The organism is Streptomyces misionensis (assembly GCF_900104815.1).
Taxonomy (GTDB): Bacteria; Actinomycetota; Actinomycetes; order Streptomycetales; family Streptomycetaceae; genus Streptomyces; species Streptomyces misionensis.
The window spans coordinates 5,505,167-5,526,258 of the sequence record NZ_FNTD01000004.1 but is presented as its reverse complement, the minus strand read 5'-3'; the positions used below and the strand labels follow the sequence as shown (position 1 = coordinate 5,526,258).

Annotated in this window: 22 protein-coding genes; 4 read left to right on the top strand and 18 right to left on the bottom strand. The window is 72.7% G+C overall.

The window, feature by feature from the left end; translation table 11 throughout:
• Window positions 1-72: 72 nt before the first annotated feature.
• From BLW85_RS39510 to BLW85_RS26910, 9 genes are all read right to left on the bottom strand, one after another.
• Entirely contained in the window at window positions 73-234 is a 162-nt protein-coding gene (locus BLW85_RS39510; RefSeq protein ID WP_167381438.1) for a hypothetical protein, read from the bottom strand.
• 181 nt (window positions 235-415) lie between these two features.
• Complete coding sequence (locus BLW85_RS26945; RefSeq protein ID WP_074996223.1) at window positions 416-1,030, bottom strand: hypothetical protein; 615 nt, start codon at window positions 1,028-1,030, stop codon at window positions 416-418.
• 45 nt (window positions 1,031-1,075) lie between these two features.
• Complete coding sequence (locus BLW85_RS26940) at window positions 1,076-1,648, bottom strand: GNAT family N-acetyltransferase (RefSeq protein WP_070023062.1); 573 nt, start codon at window positions 1,646-1,648, stop codon at window positions 1,076-1,078.
• The gene (locus tag BLW85_RS26935) at window positions 1,626-3,857 is read right to left on the bottom strand and encodes an MMPL family transporter (protein WP_070023063.1); all 2,232 of its coding nucleotides are present in this window, start codon (window positions 3,855-3,857) and stop codon (window positions 1,626-1,628) included. The genes BLW85_RS26940 and BLW85_RS26935 overlap by 23 nt, the downstream gene beginning before the upstream one ends.
• A 214-nt stretch (window positions 3,858-4,071) precedes the next feature.
• Entirely contained in the window at window positions 4,072-5,586 is a 1,515-nt protein-coding gene (gatB, locus tag BLW85_RS26930) for an Asp-tRNA(Asn)/Glu-tRNA(Gln) amidotransferase subunit GatB (RefSeq protein ID WP_070023064.1), read from the bottom strand.
• Window positions 5,587-5,602: 16 nt separating this feature from the next.
• Window positions 5,603-5,842 (bottom strand): hypothetical protein, encoded by a 240-nt coding sequence (locus BLW85_RS26925; protein ID WP_053662973.1) that lies wholly within the window; start codon window positions 5,840-5,842, stop codon window positions 5,603-5,605.
• Complete coding sequence (gene gatA, locus BLW85_RS26920; protein ID WP_070023065.1) at window positions 5,839-7,335, bottom strand: Asp-tRNA(Asn)/Glu-tRNA(Gln) amidotransferase subunit GatA; 1,497 nt, start codon at window positions 7,333-7,335, stop codon at window positions 5,839-5,841. The genes BLW85_RS26925 and gatA overlap by 4 nt, the downstream gene beginning before the upstream one ends.
• A 5-nt stretch (window positions 7,336-7,340) precedes the next feature.
• The gene (gene gatC / locus BLW85_RS26915; RefSeq protein ID WP_070023066.1) at window positions 7,341-7,637 is read right to left on the bottom strand and encodes an Asp-tRNA(Asn)/Glu-tRNA(Gln) amidotransferase subunit GatC; all 297 of its coding nucleotides are present in this window, start codon (window positions 7,635-7,637) and stop codon (window positions 7,341-7,343) included.
• Window positions 7,638-7,764: 127 nt separating this feature from the next.
• The gene (locus BLW85_RS26910) at window positions 7,765-8,136 is read right to left on the bottom strand and encodes a DUF4267 domain-containing protein (protein WP_070023067.1); all 372 of its coding nucleotides are present in this window, start codon (window positions 8,134-8,136) and stop codon (window positions 7,765-7,767) included.
• A gap of 87 nt (window positions 8,137-8,223) precedes the next feature.
• Between BLW85_RS26910 and BLW85_RS26905 the strand changes: the two genes are divergently transcribed.
• Entirely contained in the window at window positions 8,224-8,811 is a 588-nt protein-coding gene (locus BLW85_RS26905; RefSeq protein WP_074993420.1) for a TetR/AcrR family transcriptional regulator, read from the top strand.
• A gap of 63 nt (window positions 8,812-8,874) precedes the next feature.
• Here BLW85_RS26905 and BLW85_RS26900 read toward each other — a convergent pair whose 3' ends face one another.
• The 5 genes from BLW85_RS26900 to BLW85_RS26880 all read right to left on the bottom strand — a co-directional run bounded on the left by BLW85_RS26900 (window position 8,875) and on the right by BLW85_RS26880 (window position 15,859).
• Entirely contained in the window at window positions 8,875-11,106 is a 2,232-nt protein-coding gene (locus BLW85_RS26900; RefSeq protein WP_074993417.1) for a putative bifunctional diguanylate cyclase/phosphodiesterase, read from the bottom strand.
• A gap of 257 nt (window positions 11,107-11,363) precedes the next feature.
• A complete protein-coding gene (ligA, locus tag BLW85_RS26895) occupies window positions 11,364-13,559 on the bottom strand; it encodes an NAD-dependent DNA ligase LigA (protein ID WP_074993415.1) in 2,196 nt (731 codons plus the stop codon).
• A gap of 15 nt (window positions 13,560-13,574) precedes the next feature.
• Window positions 13,575-14,582 carry a methionine synthase gene (locus BLW85_RS26890; RefSeq protein ID WP_070023071.1) on the bottom strand — a complete coding sequence of 336 codons (1,008 nt, stop codon included), beginning with the start codon at window positions 14,580-14,582 and terminating at the stop codon, window positions 13,575-13,577.
• A gap of 31 nt (window positions 14,583-14,613) precedes the next feature.
• Window positions 14,614-15,312 carry an SDR family oxidoreductase gene (locus tag BLW85_RS26885; protein ID WP_074993412.1) on the bottom strand — a complete coding sequence of 233 codons (699 nt, stop codon included), beginning with the start codon at window positions 15,310-15,312 and terminating at the stop codon, window positions 14,614-14,616.
• Between the two features lie 7 nt (window positions 15,313-15,319).
• On the bottom strand, window positions 15,320-15,859 hold the full coding sequence (locus BLW85_RS26880; RefSeq protein ID WP_070023073.1) for an LOG family protein: 540 nt from the start codon (window positions 15,857-15,859) through the stop codon (window positions 15,320-15,322).
• A 51-nt stretch (window positions 15,860-15,910) separates the two neighbouring features.
• On the opposite strand from BLW85_RS26880, the gene BLW85_RS26875 reads away from it, so the two are divergent.
• Together BLW85_RS26875 and BLW85_RS26870 are read left to right on the top strand one after the other, a co-directional pair.
• Window positions 15,911-16,234, top strand: coding sequence for a DUF427 domain-containing protein (locus BLW85_RS26875; RefSeq protein ID WP_070023074.1), 324 nt, complete (start codon window positions 15,911-15,913; stop codon window positions 16,232-16,234).
• A gap of 37 nt (window positions 16,235-16,271) precedes the next feature.
• Entirely contained in the window at window positions 16,272-17,054 is a 783-nt protein-coding gene (locus tag BLW85_RS26870) for an alpha/beta fold hydrolase (RefSeq protein ID WP_074993409.1), read from the top strand.
• Between the two features lie 80 nt (window positions 17,055-17,134).
• Here the strand turns inward: BLW85_RS26870 and mnmA are convergent, their stop codons facing one another.
• The 4 genes from mnmA to BLW85_RS38515 all read right to left on the bottom strand — a co-directional run bounded on the left by mnmA (window position 17,135) and on the right by BLW85_RS38515 (window position 20,317).
• Window positions 17,135-18,256, bottom strand: a complete 1,122-nt coding sequence (gene mnmA / locus BLW85_RS26865; RefSeq protein WP_074993406.1) for a tRNA 2-thiouridine(34) synthase MnmA — start codon at window positions 18,254-18,256, stop codon at window positions 17,135-17,137.
• 307 nt (window positions 18,257-18,563) lie between these two features.
• Window positions 18,564-19,733, bottom strand: coding sequence for a cysteine desulfurase family protein (locus BLW85_RS26860; RefSeq protein WP_074993404.1), 1,170 nt, complete (start codon window positions 19,731-19,733; stop codon window positions 18,564-18,566).
• Window positions 19,734-19,831: 98 nt separating this feature from the next.
• Window positions 19,832-20,116, bottom strand: coding sequence for a DUF4190 domain-containing protein (locus BLW85_RS26855; RefSeq protein ID WP_074993402.1), 285 nt, complete (start codon window positions 20,114-20,116; stop codon window positions 19,832-19,834).
• Between the two features lie 33 nt (window positions 20,117-20,149).
• Window positions 20,150-20,317, bottom strand: a complete 168-nt coding sequence (locus BLW85_RS38515; protein WP_107409190.1) for a hypothetical protein — start codon at window positions 20,315-20,317, stop codon at window positions 20,150-20,152.
• A 147-nt stretch (window positions 20,318-20,464) separates the two neighbouring features.
• Between BLW85_RS38515 and BLW85_RS26850 the strand changes: the two genes are divergently transcribed.
• Window positions 20,465-21,091, top strand: a complete 627-nt coding sequence (locus tag BLW85_RS26850) for a TetR family transcriptional regulator (RefSeq protein ID WP_070023079.1) — start codon at window positions 20,465-20,467, stop codon at window positions 21,089-21,091.
• Window position 21,092: the final 1 nt, after the last annotated feature.

Below are 21,092 nucleotides of genomic sequence, written 5' to 3'. Positions count from 1 at the left end.
TCGTACCGATGCCGGGGGGTGGAGCGGGAGACACAGCGGAACGCGTCGCTCCGGGGGCGCGCGGTGCCGTCGTCATGCGCGGTCCCCCGGCCGGTGGAAGCCATGGTGCCCGCGCCTTCCGGTGCGGCGCGCCGCGCGCCGGGCCCGGGTCGCCGCGCGGGCCAGGCGGTGCCGGTCGGCCTCCAGCATCAGCTGGTCGGTGTGCATACGGGCGTGGTTCTCGATCTCGATCACGGCGGGTCCTTCGCGAGAGGCGGGTCGGTGACGCCTCCACACTCCGCCCCCGGCCGGGTCCGGCGCATCGGGAGAGTTCCGCATCTTCGGGCGTACGCCGGGCCCTGCCGCACGCATAAGGGGCCTCAGGGAACCGGTGACATGTGCACGGGTTCCCTAAGGCCCCTGGGGCTCGTGCCGGTCAGCTCGCCGACGGCAGGGCGAGGAGCGCGTCCGAGTACTTCAGGACCGCGAGGAGCAGGCCGACGACGCCGAGCGAGACGCCCGCCCAGGCCACCGACTTGATCCAGGGCGCCTGCGGGCGGCCGGAGGTGCCGAACGCGGGCCGGGCGAGCACCACCACGCCGGTGATCAGCGCGGCCAGCGCGAACAAGCCGGCCCACAGCGCGGTGGCGTGCCAGGCGTCGCCGTAGACCGCCTTGATCTGCTGGGCGACGCCCGCCGTGGACGAGGTCCGCAGCTGGCCGATGAGCTGCTGGCGGGCGCCGGCGACGGTGCCGACCCAGCCGCCGCTGAGCGAGACCAGGCCCAGCACGGCGGAGACGACGGCCCCGGCACCCTGGCCGACCCCGGACGGGGATGTGGCGTCCGTGGCCTCGTCCCGCGGGCCGTTCTCCGTCTCGTGCGCGCCGTCGGCCGTCTCCTCGGCGCCGTCGGCCGCCTCCTCGCTCGCGCCCCCGGCCGTGGCCGCCGAGGCGTCCCGCGTGCTGTCCACCGCCCGCTCGGCGATGCCGGCCCCCTCCGTCGTCTCGTCCTCGTGCCGCACTGCGGCGTCTTCCGATGTCTTCGTTGCCATGCACAGCACCGTACGGACGCCGTCTGAGAGGTCCATTAATGATCGTCAATGGGCGTGTTGCCCGGTGTCCTCGCGTGCCTTGGCCCATTCGGGGGCGAGTACCGCCCAGATCTCGGTGCTGGTGCGCTCGCCGTGGTGCGGATAGTTCTCCCGAAGTACACCCTCGCGGGTCATACCGAGCCGCCGGGCCACGTTGATGCTGGGCTGGTTGCCGGGTGCCACGTGCCACTCGACCCGGTGCATGCCGCGCTCCCCGAAGGCCCAGTCGAGCAGCAGCCGCATGCCCCGGGTGACGAGCCCGCGTCCGGCCGCCGCGGGCTCCAGCCAGCAGCCCGCCTCGCACACCCCGCTCGGCGTGTCCCAGACCCGGAAGAGCAGCCCGCCGACGAGCGTGCCGTCCTGCCAGATGCCGTGCAGGGAGCCGCCGTCCGCGGCGCGCTTGTCGGCGTACGCCCGCAGCCAGGCGCGGGCGCCGTCCAGATCGGCGACCACATCGGGCAGGCCGACGTGCCGGCCGATGAACTCGCGCCCGCGGTCGATGTTGGCCAGCACCTCCTCGGCGTGCCAGACCTCAAGCGGGCGCAGTTCGGCGCCGTCACCCAGGGATATCGCGTACATCGCGCTGCTCTTCCTCCCGCAGTTCGTCAAGGTGGACCCGGCCGAGCCTCTCATGCGCGGCCCGGCACTCGGGCGGCTCGATGCTGATGTGCGGCAGCCGGCGGTCCAGCCAGCGGGGCAGCCACCAGTTGGCGGCGCCCAGCAGGTGCATCAGGGCGGGCACCAGCAGGGTGCGCAGCACGAAGGCGTCGAGGGCCACGGCGGCGGCCAGGGCGATGCCGAACATCGCGATCACCCGGTCGCCGCTGAGGACGAAGGCGAGGAACACCGAGATCATGATCACGGCCGCGGAGTTGATCACCCGGCTGGTCTCGGCGAGGCCCACGCGGACCGCGCGCCGGTTGTCGCCGGTCTCCAGCCACTCCTCGTACATCCGGCTGACCAGGAAGACCTGGTAGTCCATGGAGAGCCCGAAGAGCACCGAGACCATGATCACGGGCAGGAAGGGTTCGATGGGGCCCTCGCGGCCGAGCCCGAGGAGTTCGCTGCCCCAGCCCCACTGGAAGACGGTGACGACGACACCGAACGCGGCGGCGACGGCGGCGATGTTCATCACGGCGGCCTTCAGCGGGATGCCGAGGGAGCGGAAGGCGAGGAGCAGCAGCAGACAGCCGAGCCCGATGACCGTGCCGACGAACAGCGGCAGCTTGCCGATGATCACATCGGCGAAGTCGTCGTATCCGGCGGAGACCCCGCCGACCTGGATGTCGAGGGAGGTGCCCCGTTCGGCCTCGGGCAGCACCTGCCCGCGCAGCCGGTCCACGAGGGCGCTGGTCCGCGCCGACTGGGGCGCGGAGTCGGGCACGACGGTGAGGTAGGCGCTCTCGCCGCCGGTGGCGTAGGCGACCGGGGTGGCGGCGGCGACGCCGGGGGTGTCGCGCAGGGTGGTGTCGAGGTTGTCCAGGGCGATCCGGTCGGCCGCGCCGTCCACCCGGGTGACGAGGGTCAGCGGACCGTTGACGCCGGGGCCGAAGCCTTCGGCGAGCAGGTCGTACGCCTTGCGGGTGGTGGAGGTGCGGGGATCGTTGCCCTGGTCGGAGGTGCCGAGGTGGAGCGAGAGGGTGGGCAGGGCGAGCAGCGCGATCACGGCGACGGCGAGCGAGCCGAGCAGTTTGGGGCGCCGCTCCACCAGCGCGGACCAGCGGGCGGCGAAGCCGGTGGGCACCTCGGGGCGCGGGCCCTGGGTGGCGAGCCGGCGCCGTTCGCGGCGGCTGAGGGCGCGCGGGCCGATGAACGACAGCAGGGCGGGCAGCAGGGTGACCGAGGCCGCGACGGTGAGCAGGACGGTCAGACAGGCGGCCACGGCGACGCCGTTGAGGAAGCTCAGGCGCAGGATCAGCATGCCGAGCAGGGCGATGCAGACCGTGGCGCCCGCGAAGACGACGGCTCGTCCGGTGGTGGCGACGGCGTTCGTGGCGGCCTCGGTGACGCCGAGCCCGCGTTTGAGTCCGCGCCGGTGCCTGGTCACGATGAACAGCGCGTAGTCGATGCCGACGCCGAGGCCGATGAGCATGCCGAGCATGGGGGCGAAGTCGGCGACCGTCATCGCGTGGCCGAGCAGCCCGATGCCCGCGTGGGCGGTGCCGACGCCGATCAGCGCGGTGGCGATGGGCAGCAGGGAGGCGGCGAGGGAGCCGAAGGCGAGGAGGAGGACGACGGCGGCGACGAGCACGCCGACCACCTCGGCGGTCTTGTCGCTCGGCGCCTCGGTGAGCCCGATCGCGCTGCCGCCCAGCTCGACCTGGAGGCCGTCGCCCTCGGCGGCCTTGGCGGTCCGTACGACGGAGTCGGCCTCGGACTTGCCGATGTCCTCGGCCTGCTGCGCGAAGGTGACGGTGGCGTAGGCGGTGCGGCCGTCCCGGCTGATCTGATCGGCGCCCTGGGCGCTGTAGGGGCCGTCCACCGAGGACACGCCGGGCAGTGCGGCGATCCGGTCGAGGGCACGGGTCATGCCCTGTTCGACGTCGGCGGCGCGCACGGTGCCGCGGGTGGTGTGCCAGACGACGGTGTCGCTGTCGCCGCCGAGTCCCGGGAAGCCCTCGTGGAGCAGCTGGGCGGCGCGGCCGGACTCGGTGCCGGGGACGGAGTAGTCGTTCGAGTAGGACGTGCCGGCCACGGAGGCCGCCGCGGTGGCGCCGCCGAAGGCGCACAGCCACAGCAGGACGGCGATCAGTCGGTGCCTGACGCACCAGCGCGCGAGGGCTGCCACGGACGTGCTCCCAGGGGGGATGTGGGGATCTTTGACCGGGAACAGTCGTCCGTGAACCGAACGGCCCGCAAAGAACGCATGAGCAATCGCTTGCCACTCTTGCAGGCAGAAGAGATCGTTTGCTGTGTTCGTGGGCTTGTTCACAGCAGTCGGGTGAAATGCCGTAGGGGGACGCGCCGGACACGGCACGTCCCCCTACGGGTCGGACGGTGGCTCAGCCCTCGCTGACGCCGAGCTTCTCCAGGATCAGCTCCTTGACGCGGGCCGCGTCGGCCTGGCCGCGGGTGGCCTTCATGACCGCGCCGACCAGGGCGCCGGCCGCGGCCACCTTGCCACCGCGGATCTTGTCCGCGATGCCGGGGTTGCCGGCGATGGCCTCGTCCACGGCGGTGCCGAGGGCCGAGTCGTCGGAGACGACCTTCAGACCGCGCTTGTCGACGACCTCGTCCGGGGTGCCCTCGCCCGCGAGGACGCCCTCGATGACCTGGCGGGCCAGCTTGTCGTTCAGATCGCCCTTCGCGACCAGCTCGGTGACCCGGGCCACCTGCTGCGGGGTGATCGCCAGCTCGTCCAGCGACGTGCCGGACTCGTTGGCGCTGCGCGCCAGTTCGCCCATCCACCACTTGCGGGCGGCCGCCGCGTCGGCACCGGCCTCGATGGTGGCGACGATCGGGTCCAGCGCGCCGGCGTTGAGGATCGCCTGCATGTCGGTGGCGGAGATGCCCCACTCGGCCAGCAGCCGGGTGCGACGCGCCAGCGGCAGCTCGGGCAGCGCCGCGCGGATCTGCTCGACCCACTCGCGCGAGGGCGCGACGGGCACCAGGTCGGGCTCCGGGAAGTACCGGTAGTCCTCGGCCTCCTCCTTCACGCGGCCCGAGGTCGTGGACCCGGTGTCCTCGTGGAAGTGGCGGGTCTCCTGGACGATGGTGCCGCCGGAGGACAGCACGGCCGCGTGCCGCATGATCTCGAAGCGGGCCGCGCGCTCCACCGAGCGCAGCGAGTTGACGTTCTTCGTCTCCGAGCGCGTGCCGAACTTGTCGGCGCCCTTGGGCATCAGCGACAGGTTCACGTCACAGCGCATCTGGCCCATCTCCATGCGGGCCTCGGACACGCCGAGGGCACGGATGACCTCGCGCAGCTCACGGACGTACGCCTTGGCCACCTCGGGGGCGCGCTCGCCGGCGCCCACGATCGGCTTGGTGACGATCTCGATGAGCGGGATGCCGGCGCGGTTGTAGTCCAGCAGGGAGTGGGACGCGCCGTGGATACGGCCGGTGGCGCCGCCGACGTGCGTCGACTTGCCGGTGTCCTCCTCCATGTGGGCGCGCTCGATCTCCACGCGGAAGGTCTCGCCGTCCTCCAGCTGCACGTCGAGGTAGCCGTCGAAGGCGATCGGCTCGTCGTACTGGGAGGTCTGGAAGTTCTTCGGCATGTCCGGATAGAAGTAGTTCTTCCGGGCGAAGCGGCACCATTCGGCGATCGAGCAGTTCAGCGCGAGGCCGATCTTCACGGCCGACTCGACGCCGGTCGCGTTGACGACCGGGAGCGCGCCGGGCAGGCCGAGGCAGACGGGACAGGTCTGCGAGTTGGGCTCGGCGCCCAGCTCCGTGGAGCACCCGCAGAACATCTTGGTCTTGGTGCCGAGTTCGACATGGACCTCGAGGCCCATGACGGGGTCGTACGACGCCAGCGCGTCCTCGTACGACACCAGGTCGGTCGTGGTGGTCACGGTGAAAACTTCCCTCTCAGCCCAGCAGGACGTCGTCGTCGCCCAGCCGCTTCAGCTCGCGGTAGAGGATCGCGAGGCCGGTCACGATCGCGACGGCGGAGACCGTGGCGTCGATCAGCCGCAGCGTGTCGTGCTCGGCGCGGGCCTTCTTGATCTGCTTGGTGACACCGATCGCGCCGAACGCGGTGGTGGCCATGGACAGGTACGTACCGGACTTGGACTTCTTGAAGTCCTTGGCCTTGGACAGCTTGCTCACAGCGACGGTGCCTCCTCAAGCAGCGGGTGTCCCCACTTTTCCACGAAGGCGGCCTCGACGGCGGCACCGACCTTGTAGAGCCGGTCGTCCTGCATCGCCGGGGCGATGATCTGCAGACCCACCGGGAGGTTGTCCTCCGGGGCGAGACCGCAGGGCAGGGACATGGCCGCGTTGCCCGCCAGGTTGGTCGGGATGGTGCACAGGTCCGCGAGGTACATCGCCATCGGGTCGTCGACGCGCTCGCCGATCGCGAAGGCGGTGGTCGGGGTCGTCGGGGAGACGATCACGTCGACCTGCTCGAACGCCTTCTCGAAGTCGCGCGTGATGAGGGTGCGGACCTTCTGCGCGGAGCCGTAGTAGGCGTCGTAGTAGCCGCTCGACAGGGCGTAGGTGCCGAGCATGATGCGGCGCTTGACCTCGGGGCCGAAGCCGGCCTCGCGGGTCAGGGAGGTGACCTCCTCGGCCGAGTGCGAGCCGTCGTCGCCGGTCCGCAGGCCGTAGCGCAGGCCGTCGAAGCGGGCGAGGTTGGAGGAGCACTCGGAGGGGGCGATCAGGTAGTACGCCGACAGGGCGAGGTCGAAGGACGGGCAGTCCAGCTCGACGATCTCGGCGCCCAGCCCCTTCAGCAGCTCGACGGACTCGTCGAAGCGCTGGATGACGCCGGCCTGGTAGCCCTCGCCGCGGAACTGCTTGACGACGCCGACGCGCATGCCCGCCACGCTGCCGTTGCGGGCGGCCTCGACCACCGGCGGGACCGGGGCGTCGATGGAGGTGGAGTCCATCGGGTCGTGGCCGGCGATGACCTCGTGCAGCAGGGCCGCGTCCAGGACCGTGCGCGCGCAGGGGCCGCCCTGGTCGAGGGAGGAGGAGAAGGCCACCATGCCGAAGCGGGAGACCGCGCCGTAGGTCGGCTTCACGCCGACCGTGCCGGTGACGGCGGCCGGCTGGCGGATGGAGCCGCCGGTGTCGGTGCCGATGGCCAGCGGGGCCTGGAAGGCGGCGAGCGCGGCGGAGGAACCGCCGCCGGAACCACCGGGGATCTTGGTGAGGTCCCAGGGGTTGCCGGTCGGGCCGTAGGCGCTGTTCTCGGTGGAGGACCCCATGGCGAACTCGTCCATGTTGGTCTTGCCGAGGATGACGACGTCGGCGGCCTTGAGGCGCTTGGTCACGGTCGCGTCGTACGGCGGGACCCAGCCTTCGAGGATCTTCGAGCCGACGGTCGTGGGCACGCCCTCGGTGGTGAAGATGTCCTTGAGCGCGAGCGGGACGCCGGCCAGCGGGCCGAGCTTCTCGCCGCGGGCGCGCTTCTCGTCCACGGCGCGGGCCTGGGCGAGCGCGCCCTCGCGGTCGACGTGCAGGAAGGCGTGCACCTTCTCGTCGACGGCGTCGATGCGCGCGAGGTGGGCCTCGGTCACCTCGACCGCGGTCAGTTCGCCGGAGGCGATCTTCTCGGCGATCTGTGCGGCCGTGAGCTTGATGATGTGGTCCGTCATGGCGGTCACTCCTCCCCCAGGATCTGCGGCACCTTGAAACGCTGCTGCTCCTGGGCGGGGGCGCCGGAGAGCGCCTGCTCGGGGGTGAGCGAGGGACGGACCTCGTCCGCCCGCATGACGTTCGTCAGCGGGAGCGGGTGCGAGGTCGGCGGTACGTCTTGGTCGGCGACCTCGCTGACGCGGGCGACCGCGCCGATGATGTCGTCCAGCTGTCCCGCGAAGTGTTCGAGCTCTTCGGGCTTCAGCTCCAGACGCGCCAGCCGGGCGAGGTGGGCGACCTCCTCGCGCGTGATGCCAGGCATGCAGCGATCCTCTGGGGTGAGTGTGTGTGGTTTGGGGCCAATCCTATGGGGCCGGGCGGGGTGGCCGTGAAACGGTTTCCCGGGGCACGCCCGCCGAACGGTGCCGGCCGGCGCGCCCGGGGGCCGGTCAGGCCGCGAAGAGCAGCGCGGCGCTGACCAGGACGACGACGGCGGTGGCGAGGTGGACGCCGAACGCGACGGCCTTCGGGCCGTGGTGGCGCAGGACTATCCGGGTGTCCAGGAGCGGGATGAGGGCCACGCCGACCATGAACCAGGCCTCGGCCCGTGCCCCGGCGAAGGCGAGCAGGAGCAGGCCCACCACGCCGAAGGTGCCGTCCCTGAGGCCCTTGACGGACAGGTAGGCGCCGGCGTCTCCCCGGGGATCGGCCGGGACGCCGTAGCCGGCGGCGGCGGGGCCGGGCTGGAACCAGAAGCGGTAGCCGAGGAACAGGCAGAACAGATCGAGCAGCACGGCCAGGACGTAGGCGGTGACGGTCATGACTCCCCCTTTTGCTAGCAACGCTAGGACTGAGAGTGACGCTAACAGAGCGTCGACAGAATGACTAGCATTGCTAGAATCATCGGCATGACGATCCAGACGCGCCGGGAGCGCGAACGAGCGGAGCGCAGGCGGCTGATCGTGACGGCGGCCCGGGAACTGGCCGAGGCCGAGGGCTGGGACGCGGTGACCACACGCCGGCTGGCCGCCGAGATCGAGTACAGCCAGCCGGTCCTCTACAGCCATTTCAAGGGCAAGGGCGCGATCATGGCGGCGGTCGCGGTGGAGGGCTGCGCGGAGCTGGCGGTGGAGATGCGCCGGGCGCGGGAGGCGGCGCCGGGCACACGGGCCGCCCTGGCGGCGGTGGCGCAGACGTACACGTCCTTCGCCCGCCGCCGGCCCGCCCTCTACGACGCGATGTTCACCCACCTGGTCGACCTGCCGTTCGCGACCCCGGAGGCCCCGGCGGCCCTCCAGGAGGCCTTCGGCCAGCTGCTGGCGGTCGTGACGCCGGTCACGGCGCCCGACGAGGAACCCGGCCTGGTGGCGGAGACCTTCTGGGCCGCGCTGCACGGCCTGGCGACACTCATGCGCAGCGGCCGCCTGCCGGAACCGGCCCACGCCCGGCGCCTGCGCCTCCTGGTGGACCGCTTCGCGAAGGCGGGGGACGAGTAGCGGAGGGGGCGGGGAACCGCGCGGCGGGCCGCGCCGGGCCCGGGACCGGCGCCGGGCCGGCCGTCAGGGGCGGGCCGGAGGAAGGGCCGAGGCGCCGCACGTGCTCGCTTCCCGGGCCCGGAGCCACCCCGTCGTCTCGTCCGCCGGCATCGCCGCCGCGACCAGCCAGCCCTGTACCGCGTCGCAGCCGAGGTCGCGCAGCCGTTCCCAGGTCTCGTCGTCCTCCACGCCCTCGGCGACGACGAGCAGGCCCAGGGAGTGGGCGAGGTCGACGGTGCAGCGCACGATCTCCGCGTCCTCGGTGTCCACGGCCAGCCGGGCCACGAAGGAGCGGTCGATCTTCAGCTCGCTGACCGGCAGCCGGCGCAGGTGCACCAGCGAGGAGTACCCGGTGCCGAAGTCGTCCAGGGACATCTTCACGCCGTGCCCGGTCAGCGCCGCGAGGGTGTCCGCGGCCCGCTGCGGGTCCTCCAGCAGGACGTGCTCGGTGATCTCCAGTTGCAGCGCGCCCGCCGGGACCCCGTGCCGGGCCAGCCGCGCGGCGACCGAGCCGGCGAAGCCGGGGGTGTGGACGTCGCGCGGGGAGACGTTGACCGCGACCGGGACCCGCAGGCCCTGCGCCCGCCAGCGGGCGACCTGGGCGAGGGCGGTCTCCAGCACGTACTCGGTGAGGTGGGGCATCAGCCCGGACGACTCGGCGATCGCGATGAACTCGTCCGGCGGCACCTTCCCGCGCTCGGGATGCACCCACCGCACCAGCGCCTCCAGGCCCGCGACCTGGCCGTCGAAGCGGACCTTGGGCTGGTAGTGCAGCTGCACCTCGTGCGCGTCCAGCGCCCGGCGCAGATCGCCGAGCAGACCGAGCCGGTCGGGGGTGTTGGAGTCCCGCTTGGACTCGTAGACCTCGACCCCCGTACGGTCCCGCTTCGCCTGGTACATGGCCACGTCGGCCCGCCGCAGCAGCCCCTCCGCCTCCATGGCGTGGTCCGGGAAGACGGCGACCCCGGCGCTGGCCTCCAGGACGAGGGTGAGGCCGTCGAGGTCGAGCGGGGAGCTGAGCGCGGTGACGAGGCCACGGGCGACGCGCATCGCCGACGTGGTGGAGTCGGCGACGGGCAGTAAGACGGCGAACTCGTCCCCGCCGAGCCGGGCCGCCTCCGCGCCGCGCGGCAGGGCGAGCCGCAGCCGCTCGGCGATCTGCAACAGCAGCCGGTCACCGGCGAGATGGCCGAGGGTGTCGTTGACCGAGCGGAAGCGGTCGAGGTCGATCAGCATCAGCGCGGAACGGGCCCCGAGGCGGTCCGCCTCGTCCAGCGCGGTCCAGATCCGCTCCTGGAGCCACTGCCGGTTGGGCAGCCCGGTCAGCGGGTCGCGCAGCTGCTCCTCGGCCCGCGCGCGGGCCATCCACAGCGCCGAGTCGATGGCGATCAGCGGGATCGCGAACAGCGGCAGCAGGATCGGCTGGGCGTCGGCGACCACGCACAGCAGCGGCGCGATGCCGAGCAGCGCCACCGCCACCAGGCCCTGTCTGACCAGCGCGGGACGGGCGATGGTGGGCAGCGCGCCGTCGCGCGGGGCGTTCAGGTACCACAGCAGGCCCCGGCTGACCGCCAGGTAGGCGACGGCGACCAGGACGATCTCGGGCACGGTGGCGACGCTCCAGCTGTGCGTGCGCCAGGGCGCCTCGACGCTGGGGAACCGGCCGAACGCGGCGAGCAGCAGGGCGCCGACGGCGATGCCGAGCAGGTCCGCCGCGCCGTGCAGCACGCCCTGCCGCCAGCGCTGCCGGCGGGCTATGCCCACCAGGACGACGACGGTGAGGCTGATCATGCCGGCGCTGACCCAGCCGAAGAGCAGCAGCACGGCGAGGGTGAGGGCGGCGCCCGAGCCGGTGCCGCCCCACCAGCGGGCGCGGCCCAGCATCACGAGGTGGCCGACGATGATCCCGGTGAGCAGGGCCAGCGACCAGCCGGCGGTGCCGGACGGGAAGAGGGCGTGCCGGCCGCTGAAGGCGCCGTAGAAGCCGGCGCCCAGGACGACGGCCGCGGCGGCGACGACGGCGGCGGGCAGCGCGGGCCGGGGCAGCCGGCGTCCGGGCTCCTGGCCGGCGCCGAGGCCGGGGACGGGCTCGACGGTCAGCGGCGGACGCGGAAGCGGCCGGGCGGCGCCGGCCGCGGCCGGGCGGACGCGCGGGCGGGTGCGGCCGGTGCCCGGACGCAGGATCTCCCGCCAGGCGACGGCGCGGCGGCGCAGGCGCAGCCGTGAGTCCGGGGCGACGCTCTCGGTCGGTTCCATTCCCGTCCCTCTCACAGCCGGCGGTGCCCACGCCACGCGGCCCGATGTCCGACACCATCGGCGGCTTCGCGCCGAAGAACCCTTGCCGCGCCCGCGGCGGGCAGGGGGATGCCCCGGCCGCCGCCGGGCTCGGCAGGTGCACGTCTCAACACTAGGCCGCGCAGGGCTTCCACGGGCACCGGTCGTCGGCGGTTGCCCGAATGCGCCCGGGCCACCCGTATGCAACTGGTATGCGCCGATCGGGTGGCCTTCAACCGCTACTCCTCGGTCGGAAGCGCCACTTCGGCCGCGGCCTCGGGACCCTGCTCCAACAGGACGCCGAATCCGTCCTCGTCGAGCACCGGCACCTTCGATTGCACGGCCTTGTCGTACTTCGAGCCCGGGTTGTCACCCACGACGACGAACGACGTCTTCTTGGAGACCGAGCCGGTCACCTTGGCGCCCCGGCGCTGCAGCGCCTCCTTGGCGCCGTCCCGGGTGAACTTCTCCAGGGTGCCGGTGACCACGACGGTGAGCCCCTCCAGCGGACGCGGACCCTCCGCCTCCTCGCTGACCTGCTCCTCCAGCGGGACGCCCGCGGCCTTCCACTTGCGCACGATCTCCCGGTGCCACTCCTCCGCGAACCACTCCTTGACCGCCGCGGCGATGATCGGGCCGACGCCGTCGGTGGCCGCCAGCTCCTCTTCGGTGGCCTGTTCGATTCGGTCGACGGAGCGGAACTCGCGGGCGAGGGCCTGCGCGGCGACCGGTCCGACGTGCCGGATGGACAGTCCGTTCAGGAACCGGGCGAGCGGGCGGGACTTGGCCGCCTCGATGTTCTCCAGCAGGGCCAGGGTGTTCTTCTTCGGCTCGCCCTTCTGGTTGGCGAAGACGGTGACGACCTTCTCCTCGCCCGTCTTGGGATCGCGCTTGGGCAGTCCGCTGTCCTGGTCCAGGACGTACGCCTTGATGGGGAGCAGCTTCTCGACCGTCAGGTCGAACAGGTCGCCCTCGTCCACCAGCGGCGGGTCGGCCGGCTCCAGCGGGCGGGTGAGCGCGGCGGCGGCCACCTCGCCGAAGTGCTCGATGTCCAGGCACTCCCGGCCCGCCAGATAGGAGACCCGCTCGCGCAACTGGGCGGGACACGTACGGGCGTTGGGGCAGCGGAGGTCGATGTCGCCCTCCTTCATGGGCCGCAGCGGGGTGCCGCACTCGGGGCACTCGCCCGGCATCACGAACTCCCGCTCGCCGCCGTCCCTGAGGTCGACCACCGGGCCGAGGATCTCCGGGATCACGTCACCGGCCTTGCGGATGACGACCGTGTCCCCGATGAGGACGCCCTTGGCCTTGACGACCTCCTGGTTGTGCAGGGTGGCGAACTCGACCTCGCTGCCCGCCACCGTGACCGGCTCGACCTGGGCGTACGGCGTGACCCGGCCGGTGCGGCCGACGCCCACCTTGATGTCGATGAGCTTGGTGTTGACCTCCTCCGGCGCGTACTTGTAGGCGATGGCCCAGCGGGGCGCCCGCGCGGTGGAGCCGAGGCGGCCCTGGAGGCGCAGCTCGTCCAGCTTGACGACGACGCCGTCGATCTCGTGTTCCACCGAGTGGCGGTTCTCGCCGTAGTAGGCGATGAACTGCCGCACGCCGTCGAGGCCGTCGACCACCCGGTTGTGCGGGGAGGTGGGCATGCCCCACGTCTTCAGCAGGTCGTACGCCTGGGAGAGGCGGGTCATGCCGGTGAACCCCTCCAGGGCGCCGATGCCGTGCACCACCATGTGCAGCGGGCGGGTGGCGGTGACGCGGGGGTCCTTCTGGCGCAGCGAACCGGCCGCCGCGTTGCGGGGGTTGGCGAAGGGCTTGTCGCCGGCCGCGACCAGGCGCTCGTTGAGTTCGAGGAACTTCTCCATCGGGAAGTAGACCTCGCCGCGGATCTCCACCAGGTCCGGCACATCGTCGCCGCGCAGCCGGTCGGGGATCTCCGCGATGGTCCGCACGTTGGGGGTGATGTCCTCGCCGGTGCGGCCGTCGCCGCGGGTGGCGGCGCGGGTGAGGCGGCCGTGCTCGTAGGTGAGGTTGACCGCGAGGCCGTCGACCTTCAGCTCGCACAGGAAGTGGTACTCCTGGTCGCCGAGTTCACGGGCGATGCGGTCGGCCCAGGCGGCCAGCTCGTCGTCGTTGAAGGTGTTGTCGAGGGAGAGCATGCGCTGGCGGTGTTCGACCGCGGTGAACTCCGTCTGGTACGACCCGGCCACCTTCTGGGTGGGCGAGTCGGGACTGCGCAGTTCCGGGTACTGCTCCTCCAGGGCCTCCAGGGACTTCAGGAGCTGGTCGAACTCCGCGTCGCTGATGACGGGAGCGTCCTTCACGTAGTACCGGAAGCGGTGCTCCTCGACCTGCTCCGCCAGCTGCGCGTGCCTGTCGCGGGCCTCTGCGGGCACCGCCGTCGTCTCCGCCTGCTTGTCGCCGGCCACCGTGTTGTCCTCCCGTTACTCTGGGTTGTCCGCGAGGGATCTCGCCGCCCGGACGCAGTGGGCGAGCGCCTGGCGCGCGTAGGCGGGGGAAGCGCCCGCGAGACCGCACGCCGGGGTGAGGGTGACCGCCTCGGCGAGCAGCCCCGGGTGCAGCCCCAGCCTGCGCCACAACGTCCTGACACCCATGACGCTACCGGCAGGGTCTGACAATGGGCCGTCCGTGCCCGGCACGACACCGGCGAACAGGCGGGTACCGCCCTCCACGGCCTCGCCGATCGCCTCGTCGTCACGCTCGGTGAGGAGCGCGAAGTCGAAGGAGATCGCGTCGGCCCCGGCCCGGCGCAGCAGCGCGAACGGCACGTCGGGGGCGCAGGAGTGGACGGCCACGGGTCCGCCGGGGTGGGCGCCGATCACCTCGCGCAGGGTGGCCTCCACGGTCTGTCGGTCGACTGCGCGGTGGGTGCGGTAGCCGCTGGCGGTGCGGACCTGTCCGCGCAGCACGGCGGTGAGGGAGGGCTCGTCGAGCTGGAGCACGATCCGGGCGCCGGGGACGCGGCGCCGGACCTCGGCGAGGTGCAGCCGCAGTCCCTCGGCGAGGGAGGCGGCGAGGTCCCGGCAGGCGCCGGCGTCCGAGAGGGCGGCCTCGCCGCCGCGCAGCTCCAGGGCGGCGGCGAGCGTCCAGGGCCCGACCGCCTGCACCTTCAGATCGCCCTCGTACCCCTGGGTGAACTCCTCGAGGGCGTCCAGGTCCTCGCGCAGGAACGACCACGCCCGGCGGGTGTCCCGGCCGGGCCGGTCCCCGAGCCGCCAGCCGCTGGGTTCCACGCGCGCGTACAGCTCGACCAGCATCCCGGCGGTGCGGCCGATCATGTCGGCGCCGGGGCCCCGGGCGGGCAGCTCGGCCAGAAACGGGAAGTCCTCGAAGGACCCGGTGACGGTCTTGGCGGCCTCCCGGGCGTCCCCGCCGGGCATGGACCCGACTCCGGTGGCCCCGGCGAACCTGAACACGCTGTTTTCGCTCACCGGGGAAGCCTACGGAATGCGTAGGCGCCGGTCAGCGGCCCGGGCGTACCGTCAGGTCGTTGACCTCGGCGTCACGGGGCAGGTCGAGGGCCATGAGGATGGTCGTGGCGACCGATTCCGGGTCGATCCACTGGCCGGCGTCGTACTCCTTGCCCTCCTGCTGGTGCACCTTGGCCTGCATGGGGCTGGCGGTGCGGCCGGGGTAGACGGAGGTGACGCGGACGCCGGCGGCGTGCTCCTCCTGGCGCAGCGCGTCGGCGAGGGCCTTGAGACCGTGCTTGGAGGCGGCGTAGGCGCCCCAGCCGGCGTTGGCGTTCAGGCCGGCCCCGGAGTTGACGAAGAGGACGTGACCGCGGGAGGCGCGCAGCTGGGGCAGCAGCAGCCGGGTCAGCTCGGCGGGCGCGACCAGGTTGACGCCGAGCTGGTGGTGCCAGGACTTCGGGGTCAGCTCGCCGATCCCGCCGAGGTCCACCACACCGGCGATGTGCAGCAGGGAGTCCACCCGGTCGGGCAGGGTCTGGTGGGAGAACGCCCAGGAGAGCCGGTCCGGTTCCGCGAGGTCGCCGACCAGGGTGCGGGCGCCGGGGAACTCGGCGGCCAGGTCCTTGGCGCGGCCCGCGTCGCGGGCGTGCAGGACGAGTTCGTCGCCGCGCGCGTGCAGGCGGCGGGCGACGGCCGCGCCGATGCCGGAACCGGCCCCGGTGATCACATGTGTAGCCATACCCGCCATGCTCGCATCAGCGGGTGCCCGTCTGCTCCTCCAGGTAGGCCATCGCCCCGACCGGCTCCTCGGCGAAGAACACCAGGTCGGCCAGGGGGCGCGGCAGGAAGCCCTCGTCCTCCATGCGGCGGAACTGCTCGCGCAGGCCGTCGTAGAACCCGGCGGTGTTCAGCAGCACCACGGGCTTGTGGGTGCGGCCGTGCTTCTTCAGCTCCAGGATCTCGGTGGCCTCGTCCAGGGTGCCGGTGCCGCCCACCATGATGACCACGGCGTCGGCCTTCTCCAGGAGCAGCTTCTTGCGCTCGGCGAGGTCGGGGGCGATCACCATCTCGTCGGCGCCGGGCCGCGTCTTGTTGGCCAGGAACTCCACGGACACGCCCACCAGGCGGCCGCCGGCCTCCTCCACGCCGTCGGCGACGACCTTCATCAGACCGACGTCGGAGCCGCCCCACACCAGGCTGTGGCCGCCCTTGCCGATCAGTTTCGCGAACTCGCGGGCGGGACGGGTGTAGCGCTCGTCGAGGTCGGCGGCGGACAGGAAGACGCAGATGTTCATGGCCTCTACCGTACGCGGGAAGAACTCCTGCCCGTACGGCGCTGTCCAGGTATGGCCGAAGGACACACCATCACCATCGAACCCGGCGAGCGGCACGTGCGCGTGGTGCACGGCGACCAGGTGCTCGCGGAGACCGACCGCCCGCTGCTGCTGCGCGAGACGGGCTGCCCGGTGCGGTACTACATCCCGGCCGAGGACGTGCGCCTCGACCTGCTGACCCCCTCGCGGACGCACACGGTCTGCCCGTTCAAGGGCACGGCGTCCTACTGGTCGCTGCCGGACGCGCCCGATCTGGCCTGGGCCTACCCGGATCCGAAGCCGGAGGTCGCGCCGATCAAGGACCACCTCTGCTTCTACGACGTCGACGTGTCGTGACCGCCGTCCCCGCCGTCGTGCGGCAGTCTGCACCGACATGGACAACAAGACGACTTCCCGCGACGGCACCTCTCTCGCGTACCGGGTGACGGGCGAGGGGCCCGTGGTGATCCTGGTGAGCGGCGCGATGTCCACCGGCGGCACGCTGGCCCCCCTGGCCGAGCGGCTCGCCGGCCGGGTGACGGCCGTCGTCTACGACCGCCGGGGCCGCGGCGCGAGCGGCGACACGAAGCCGTACGAGGTGGCGCGCGAGGTCGAGGACCTGGCCGCGCTGCTGGCCGCGGTGGGCGGCGAGGCGGCGCTGTTCGGGGTCTCCTCGGGCGGGGCGCTGGTGCTGGACGCGCTGGCGGACGGCCTGCCGGTCACCCGGGCCGCGGTGTACGAGGTGCCGTACGCGGACCATCTGGCGGGCGGCGCCGAGCGGGAGGCCGTCTACAAGGAGAACCTGAACCGGGCGCTCGCGGAGGGCCGGCGCGGGGACGCGGTGGAGCTGTTCCTGCGGCTCACCGGGCTCGGCGAGGAGGTGATCCAGCGCGCCCGCCAGTCCCCCATGTGGCCCGGCATGGAGGCGGCCGCGCCGAGCCTCGCCTACGACGACGCCGTCATGGCCGACGGCCTGCTCCCCCGCGACCGGCTGGCCGCCGTCCCCGTGCCCCTGCTGGCGCTCGCGGGCGGCGCGAGCCCGGAGTGGATGCGCCGGGCCTGCCGGGACATCGCGGACGCGGTGCCCCGGGGCGAGTGCCGGGTCCTGGAGGGCCAGACCCACATGGTCGAACCGGACGTCCTGGGTCCGGTCCTGGCCGACTTCCTCACGTCGTAGCCGGCGCCCGCCGCGGTCCCCTCCAGCGGGCCCGCCGCGAACGCCGGGACGGGCGGACGGCCCTCAGGGACCGGGTGGGGTCACGCCGCCGCCGTCGCCCGGGTGGTGGAGGCGATCGTCGCCGAGCCGACCACGCGGGTGCCGTCGTAGAGCACGATCGCCTGGCCGGGGGCGACGCCGCGGACCGGTTCGGTGAAGGTGACGCGCAGTTCGCCGTCGACCGGTTCGGCGCGCACCTCGGTCTCGCCGCCGTGCGCGCGCAGCTGGGCGGTGTAGGTGCCGGGGCCGGTGGGGGCGGTGCCGCACCAGCGGGGCTTGATCGCGGTCAGGCCCACCACGTCCAGGGCGGCGGCCGGGCCGACGGTGACCGTGTTGGTCACCGGGGAGATGTCGAGGACGTAGCGGGGCTTGCCGTCGGGGGCCGGGGTGCCGATGCGCAGTCCCTTGCGCTGGCCGATCGTGAAGCCGTACGCGCCCTCGTGCGTGCCCAGCCGGGTGCCGGACTCGTCCACGATGTCGCCCTCGGCCTTGCCGAGCCGCCGGGCGAGGAAGCCCTGGGTGTCGCCGTCGGCGATGAAGCAGATGTCGTGCGAGTCGGGCTTCTTGGCGACCGCGAGGCCCCGGCGCTCGGCCTCGGCGCGGATCTCCTCCTTGGTGGTGACCGTGTCGCCGAGCGGGAACATCGCGTGCGCGAGCTGCTTCTCGTCCAGCACGCCGAGGACGTACGACTGGTCCTTGGCCATGTCGGAGGCGCGGTGCAGCTCGCGGGAGCCGTCCTCGCGGACGATCACCTTGGCGTAGTGGCCGGTGCAGACGGCGTCGAAGCCGAGGGCCAGCGCCTTGTCGAGCAGCGCTGCGAACTTGATCTTCTCGTTGCAGCGCAGGCAGGGATTGGGGGTGCGGCCGGCCTCGTACTCGGCGACGAAGTCCTCCACGACGTCCTCGCGGAAGCGGTCGGCGAGGTCCCAGACGTAGAAGGGGATGCCGATGACGTCGGCGGCGCGGCGGGCGTCGCGGGAGTCCTCGATGGTGCAACAGCCCCGCGCGCCGGTGCGGAAGGACTGGGGGTTCGCGGAGAGCGCGAGATGGACGCCGGTGACGTCATGGCCGGCTTCCGCGGCACGCGCGGCGGCGACGGCGGAGTCCACCCCGCCGGACATGGCGGCGAGGACGCGGAGGGGGCGCTGCGAGGTCTCAGTCATAACGCTTCCAGAGTACGGGGCGGCGGGAACCGGGCCCCGGAAAAATCATGGGCCAGGCCCTTTATGTCTGGTATGTACGGTCTTATTCTGGACGCAGACCTACGGGACGAGTGAGGGAGTCCAAGCGGAGTAGCCGACGTCAGCGAGACACCGCAAGGTATCCGCTGGTGCCGACGTCGACGCTCGGGCTGAGAGGCCGGAAGGTCGCGAGACCGGAAGGCGACCCCCAGTACCTGATCCGGACCATGCCGGCGAAGGGAACCCGCCTCGTAGGTCGTTTCGTGTCTCCGGGGCCGGTTCGCGGGGCTCAGGTGAGACCGGCCGCCCGGGCGCGTTCCACCGCCGGGCCGATGGCCTCGGCGACCGCGGTCACGTCCGCCTCGGTGGAGGTGTGGCCGAGCGAGAAGCGCAGGGTGCCGCGGGCCAGGTCCGGGTCCACCCCGGTGGCGAGCAGGACGTGGCTGGGCTGGGCGACGCCCGCGGTGCAGGCGGAGCCGGTGGAGCACTCGATCCCCTGGGCGTCCAGCAGGAGCAGCAGGGAGTCGCCCTCGCAGCCGGGGAAGGTGAAGTGCGCGTTGGCGGGCAGCCGCCCGCCGGGCGCGGGGTCGCCACCGAGGATCGCGTCCGGCACGGCGGCGCGCACGGCGTCCGCCAACCGGTCGCGCAGCGCGCCGACTTCACTCGCGAACCGCTCCTGGCGCGCCGCGGCGATCCGGCCGGCGACGGCGAAGGAGGCAATGGCGGGGACGTCCAGGGTGCCGGAGCGCACGTGCCGCTCCTGGCCGCCGCCGTGCAGCACGGGGACCGGGGTGTGCTCGCGGCCGAGCAGCAGGGCGCCGATCCCGTAGGGGCCGCCGATCTTGTGGCCCGAGACGGTCATCGCGGCCAGGCCCGAGGCGCCGAAGTCCAGCGGGACCTGCCCGAAGGCCTGGACCGCGTCGGCGTGCAGCGGGACACCGAACTCGGCGGCGACGTCGGCCAGTTCGCGGATCGGCATGATGGTGCCGATCTCGTTGTTGGCCCACATCACGGTGGCCAGGGCGACGTCCTCGGGGTTGCGGGCGATGGCCTCGCGCAGGGCCTCGGGGTGGACGCGGCCGTGGGCGTCGACGGGCAGGTACTCGACGGTGGCGCCCTCGTGCTCGCCGAGCCAGTGCACGGCGTCGAGGACGGCGTGGTGCTCGACGGGGCTGGACAGCACGCGGGTGCGGGCGGGGTCGCCGGCGCGGCGGGACCAGTACAGGCCCTTCACGGCGAGGTTGTCGGCCTCGGTGCCGCCGGAGGTGAAGACGACCTCGCTGGGGCGGGCGCCGAGCGCTTCCGCGAGGGCCTCGCGGGATTCCTCGACCGTACGGCGGGCCTGGCGGCCGGAGGCGTGCAGGGAGGAGGCGTTGCCCGTGCTGCCCAACCGGGCGGTCAGAGCCTCTGCCGCCTCCGGGAGCATGGGGGTGGTCGCGGCGTGGTCGAGGTAAGCCATGGTGTGCAGAGTCTACTTTGACCGGCCGGCGCGCCCCGGCGCGGCCGGACGTGGCGGCGGGGTCGCGGCGGCGCGGCGGCCGCCCGCCCGCCGCCGCGTCACAGGCTCCAGGACACCGTGTGGGACATCTGTATCGCGGCCAGCAGGACCGCGAGGTCGGCCACGCCCAGGGCGAGGCCCAGGTAGGCACGGCCCCGGCGGACGGTGCCGCGCCACAGGGAGACGGCGGCCAGGACGATGGCGACCGGGCCGAGGAAGAGGTTCAGCACGAGCAGGCCGAGCAGGCCGAGGATGAAGGACGCGACGGCCATGCCGTCGGCGTCGCGGGTGCGGGTGCGGGCCGGGGTGTCGGTGCGGCTCGTGGCCGGTGCGGTGAGTTGCATGGTGCTCAGCTCCCGATGGTGGTCGTCGGACGGTCAGTCGGCCGAGGTGTGGCGGCGGCGGCCGATGCGCTCGCGGACGGCGAAGACGCCGAGCCAGACGGCGATGACGGCGGCCAGTGCGCCGGTGACGGTCAGCGGCGCGTGGGCCACGGTGCCCAGCACCACACCGAGCAGCATGAATGCGGCGACGAGGAACAGCATGGGAATCGGGTCCCCCCTCTGGGATGCCTCGCGTTCCGGTCTCTGTGAAGTCTCGGTGAACAGTTGTAGTAACAGTTGTTCACTGACTTCGAGGATAACCCGTCGGACGGCTTTCCAATTCCAGAGAACAGTTGTTAACTGGATGACATGAGTCACACCCTCGGCATCCGGCAGGCGCAGAAGCAGAAGACCCGGCAGGCGTTCCTCGACGCGGCGCTCGCGCTGCTGGCGGAGCAGAGCCTGAGCAGCCTGGGCCTGCGCGAGGTCACCCGGGCCGTCGGCGTCGCCCCCACCGCCTTCTACCGGCACTTCCGCTCGATCGCCGACCTCGGTGTGGCCCTGGTCGACGAGGCGCTGGGCAGCCTGCACCCGATGGTGCGCGAGACGGTGGCGACGACCGGCGACAGCGAGGAGCGCATCGCGCGCGGCATCGAGCTGATCGCCGACTACGTGGCCGCGCACCCCGCGCACGTGCGGTTCATCGCCCGCGAGCGCAACGGCGGGGTGCAGCCGGTGCGCGAGGCCATCGGCGGCCAACTGGACCGGTTCGCCGAGGAGGTGAAGGCCGAGCTGGTCAAGGACCCGCAGACGGACGGCTGGAGCGAGGCGGACGTGCTGATGCTCGCGCACCTCTACGTCGACCAGATGCTGATCACCGCCTCCCTGTTCCTGGAGGCGCTGGAGGGCCCGGCCGAGGAGCGGGAACGGGTCACCCGGCGGGCCACCCGTCAGCTGCGGCTCATCACCATCGGCCGCGACCACTGGCTGGACTGAA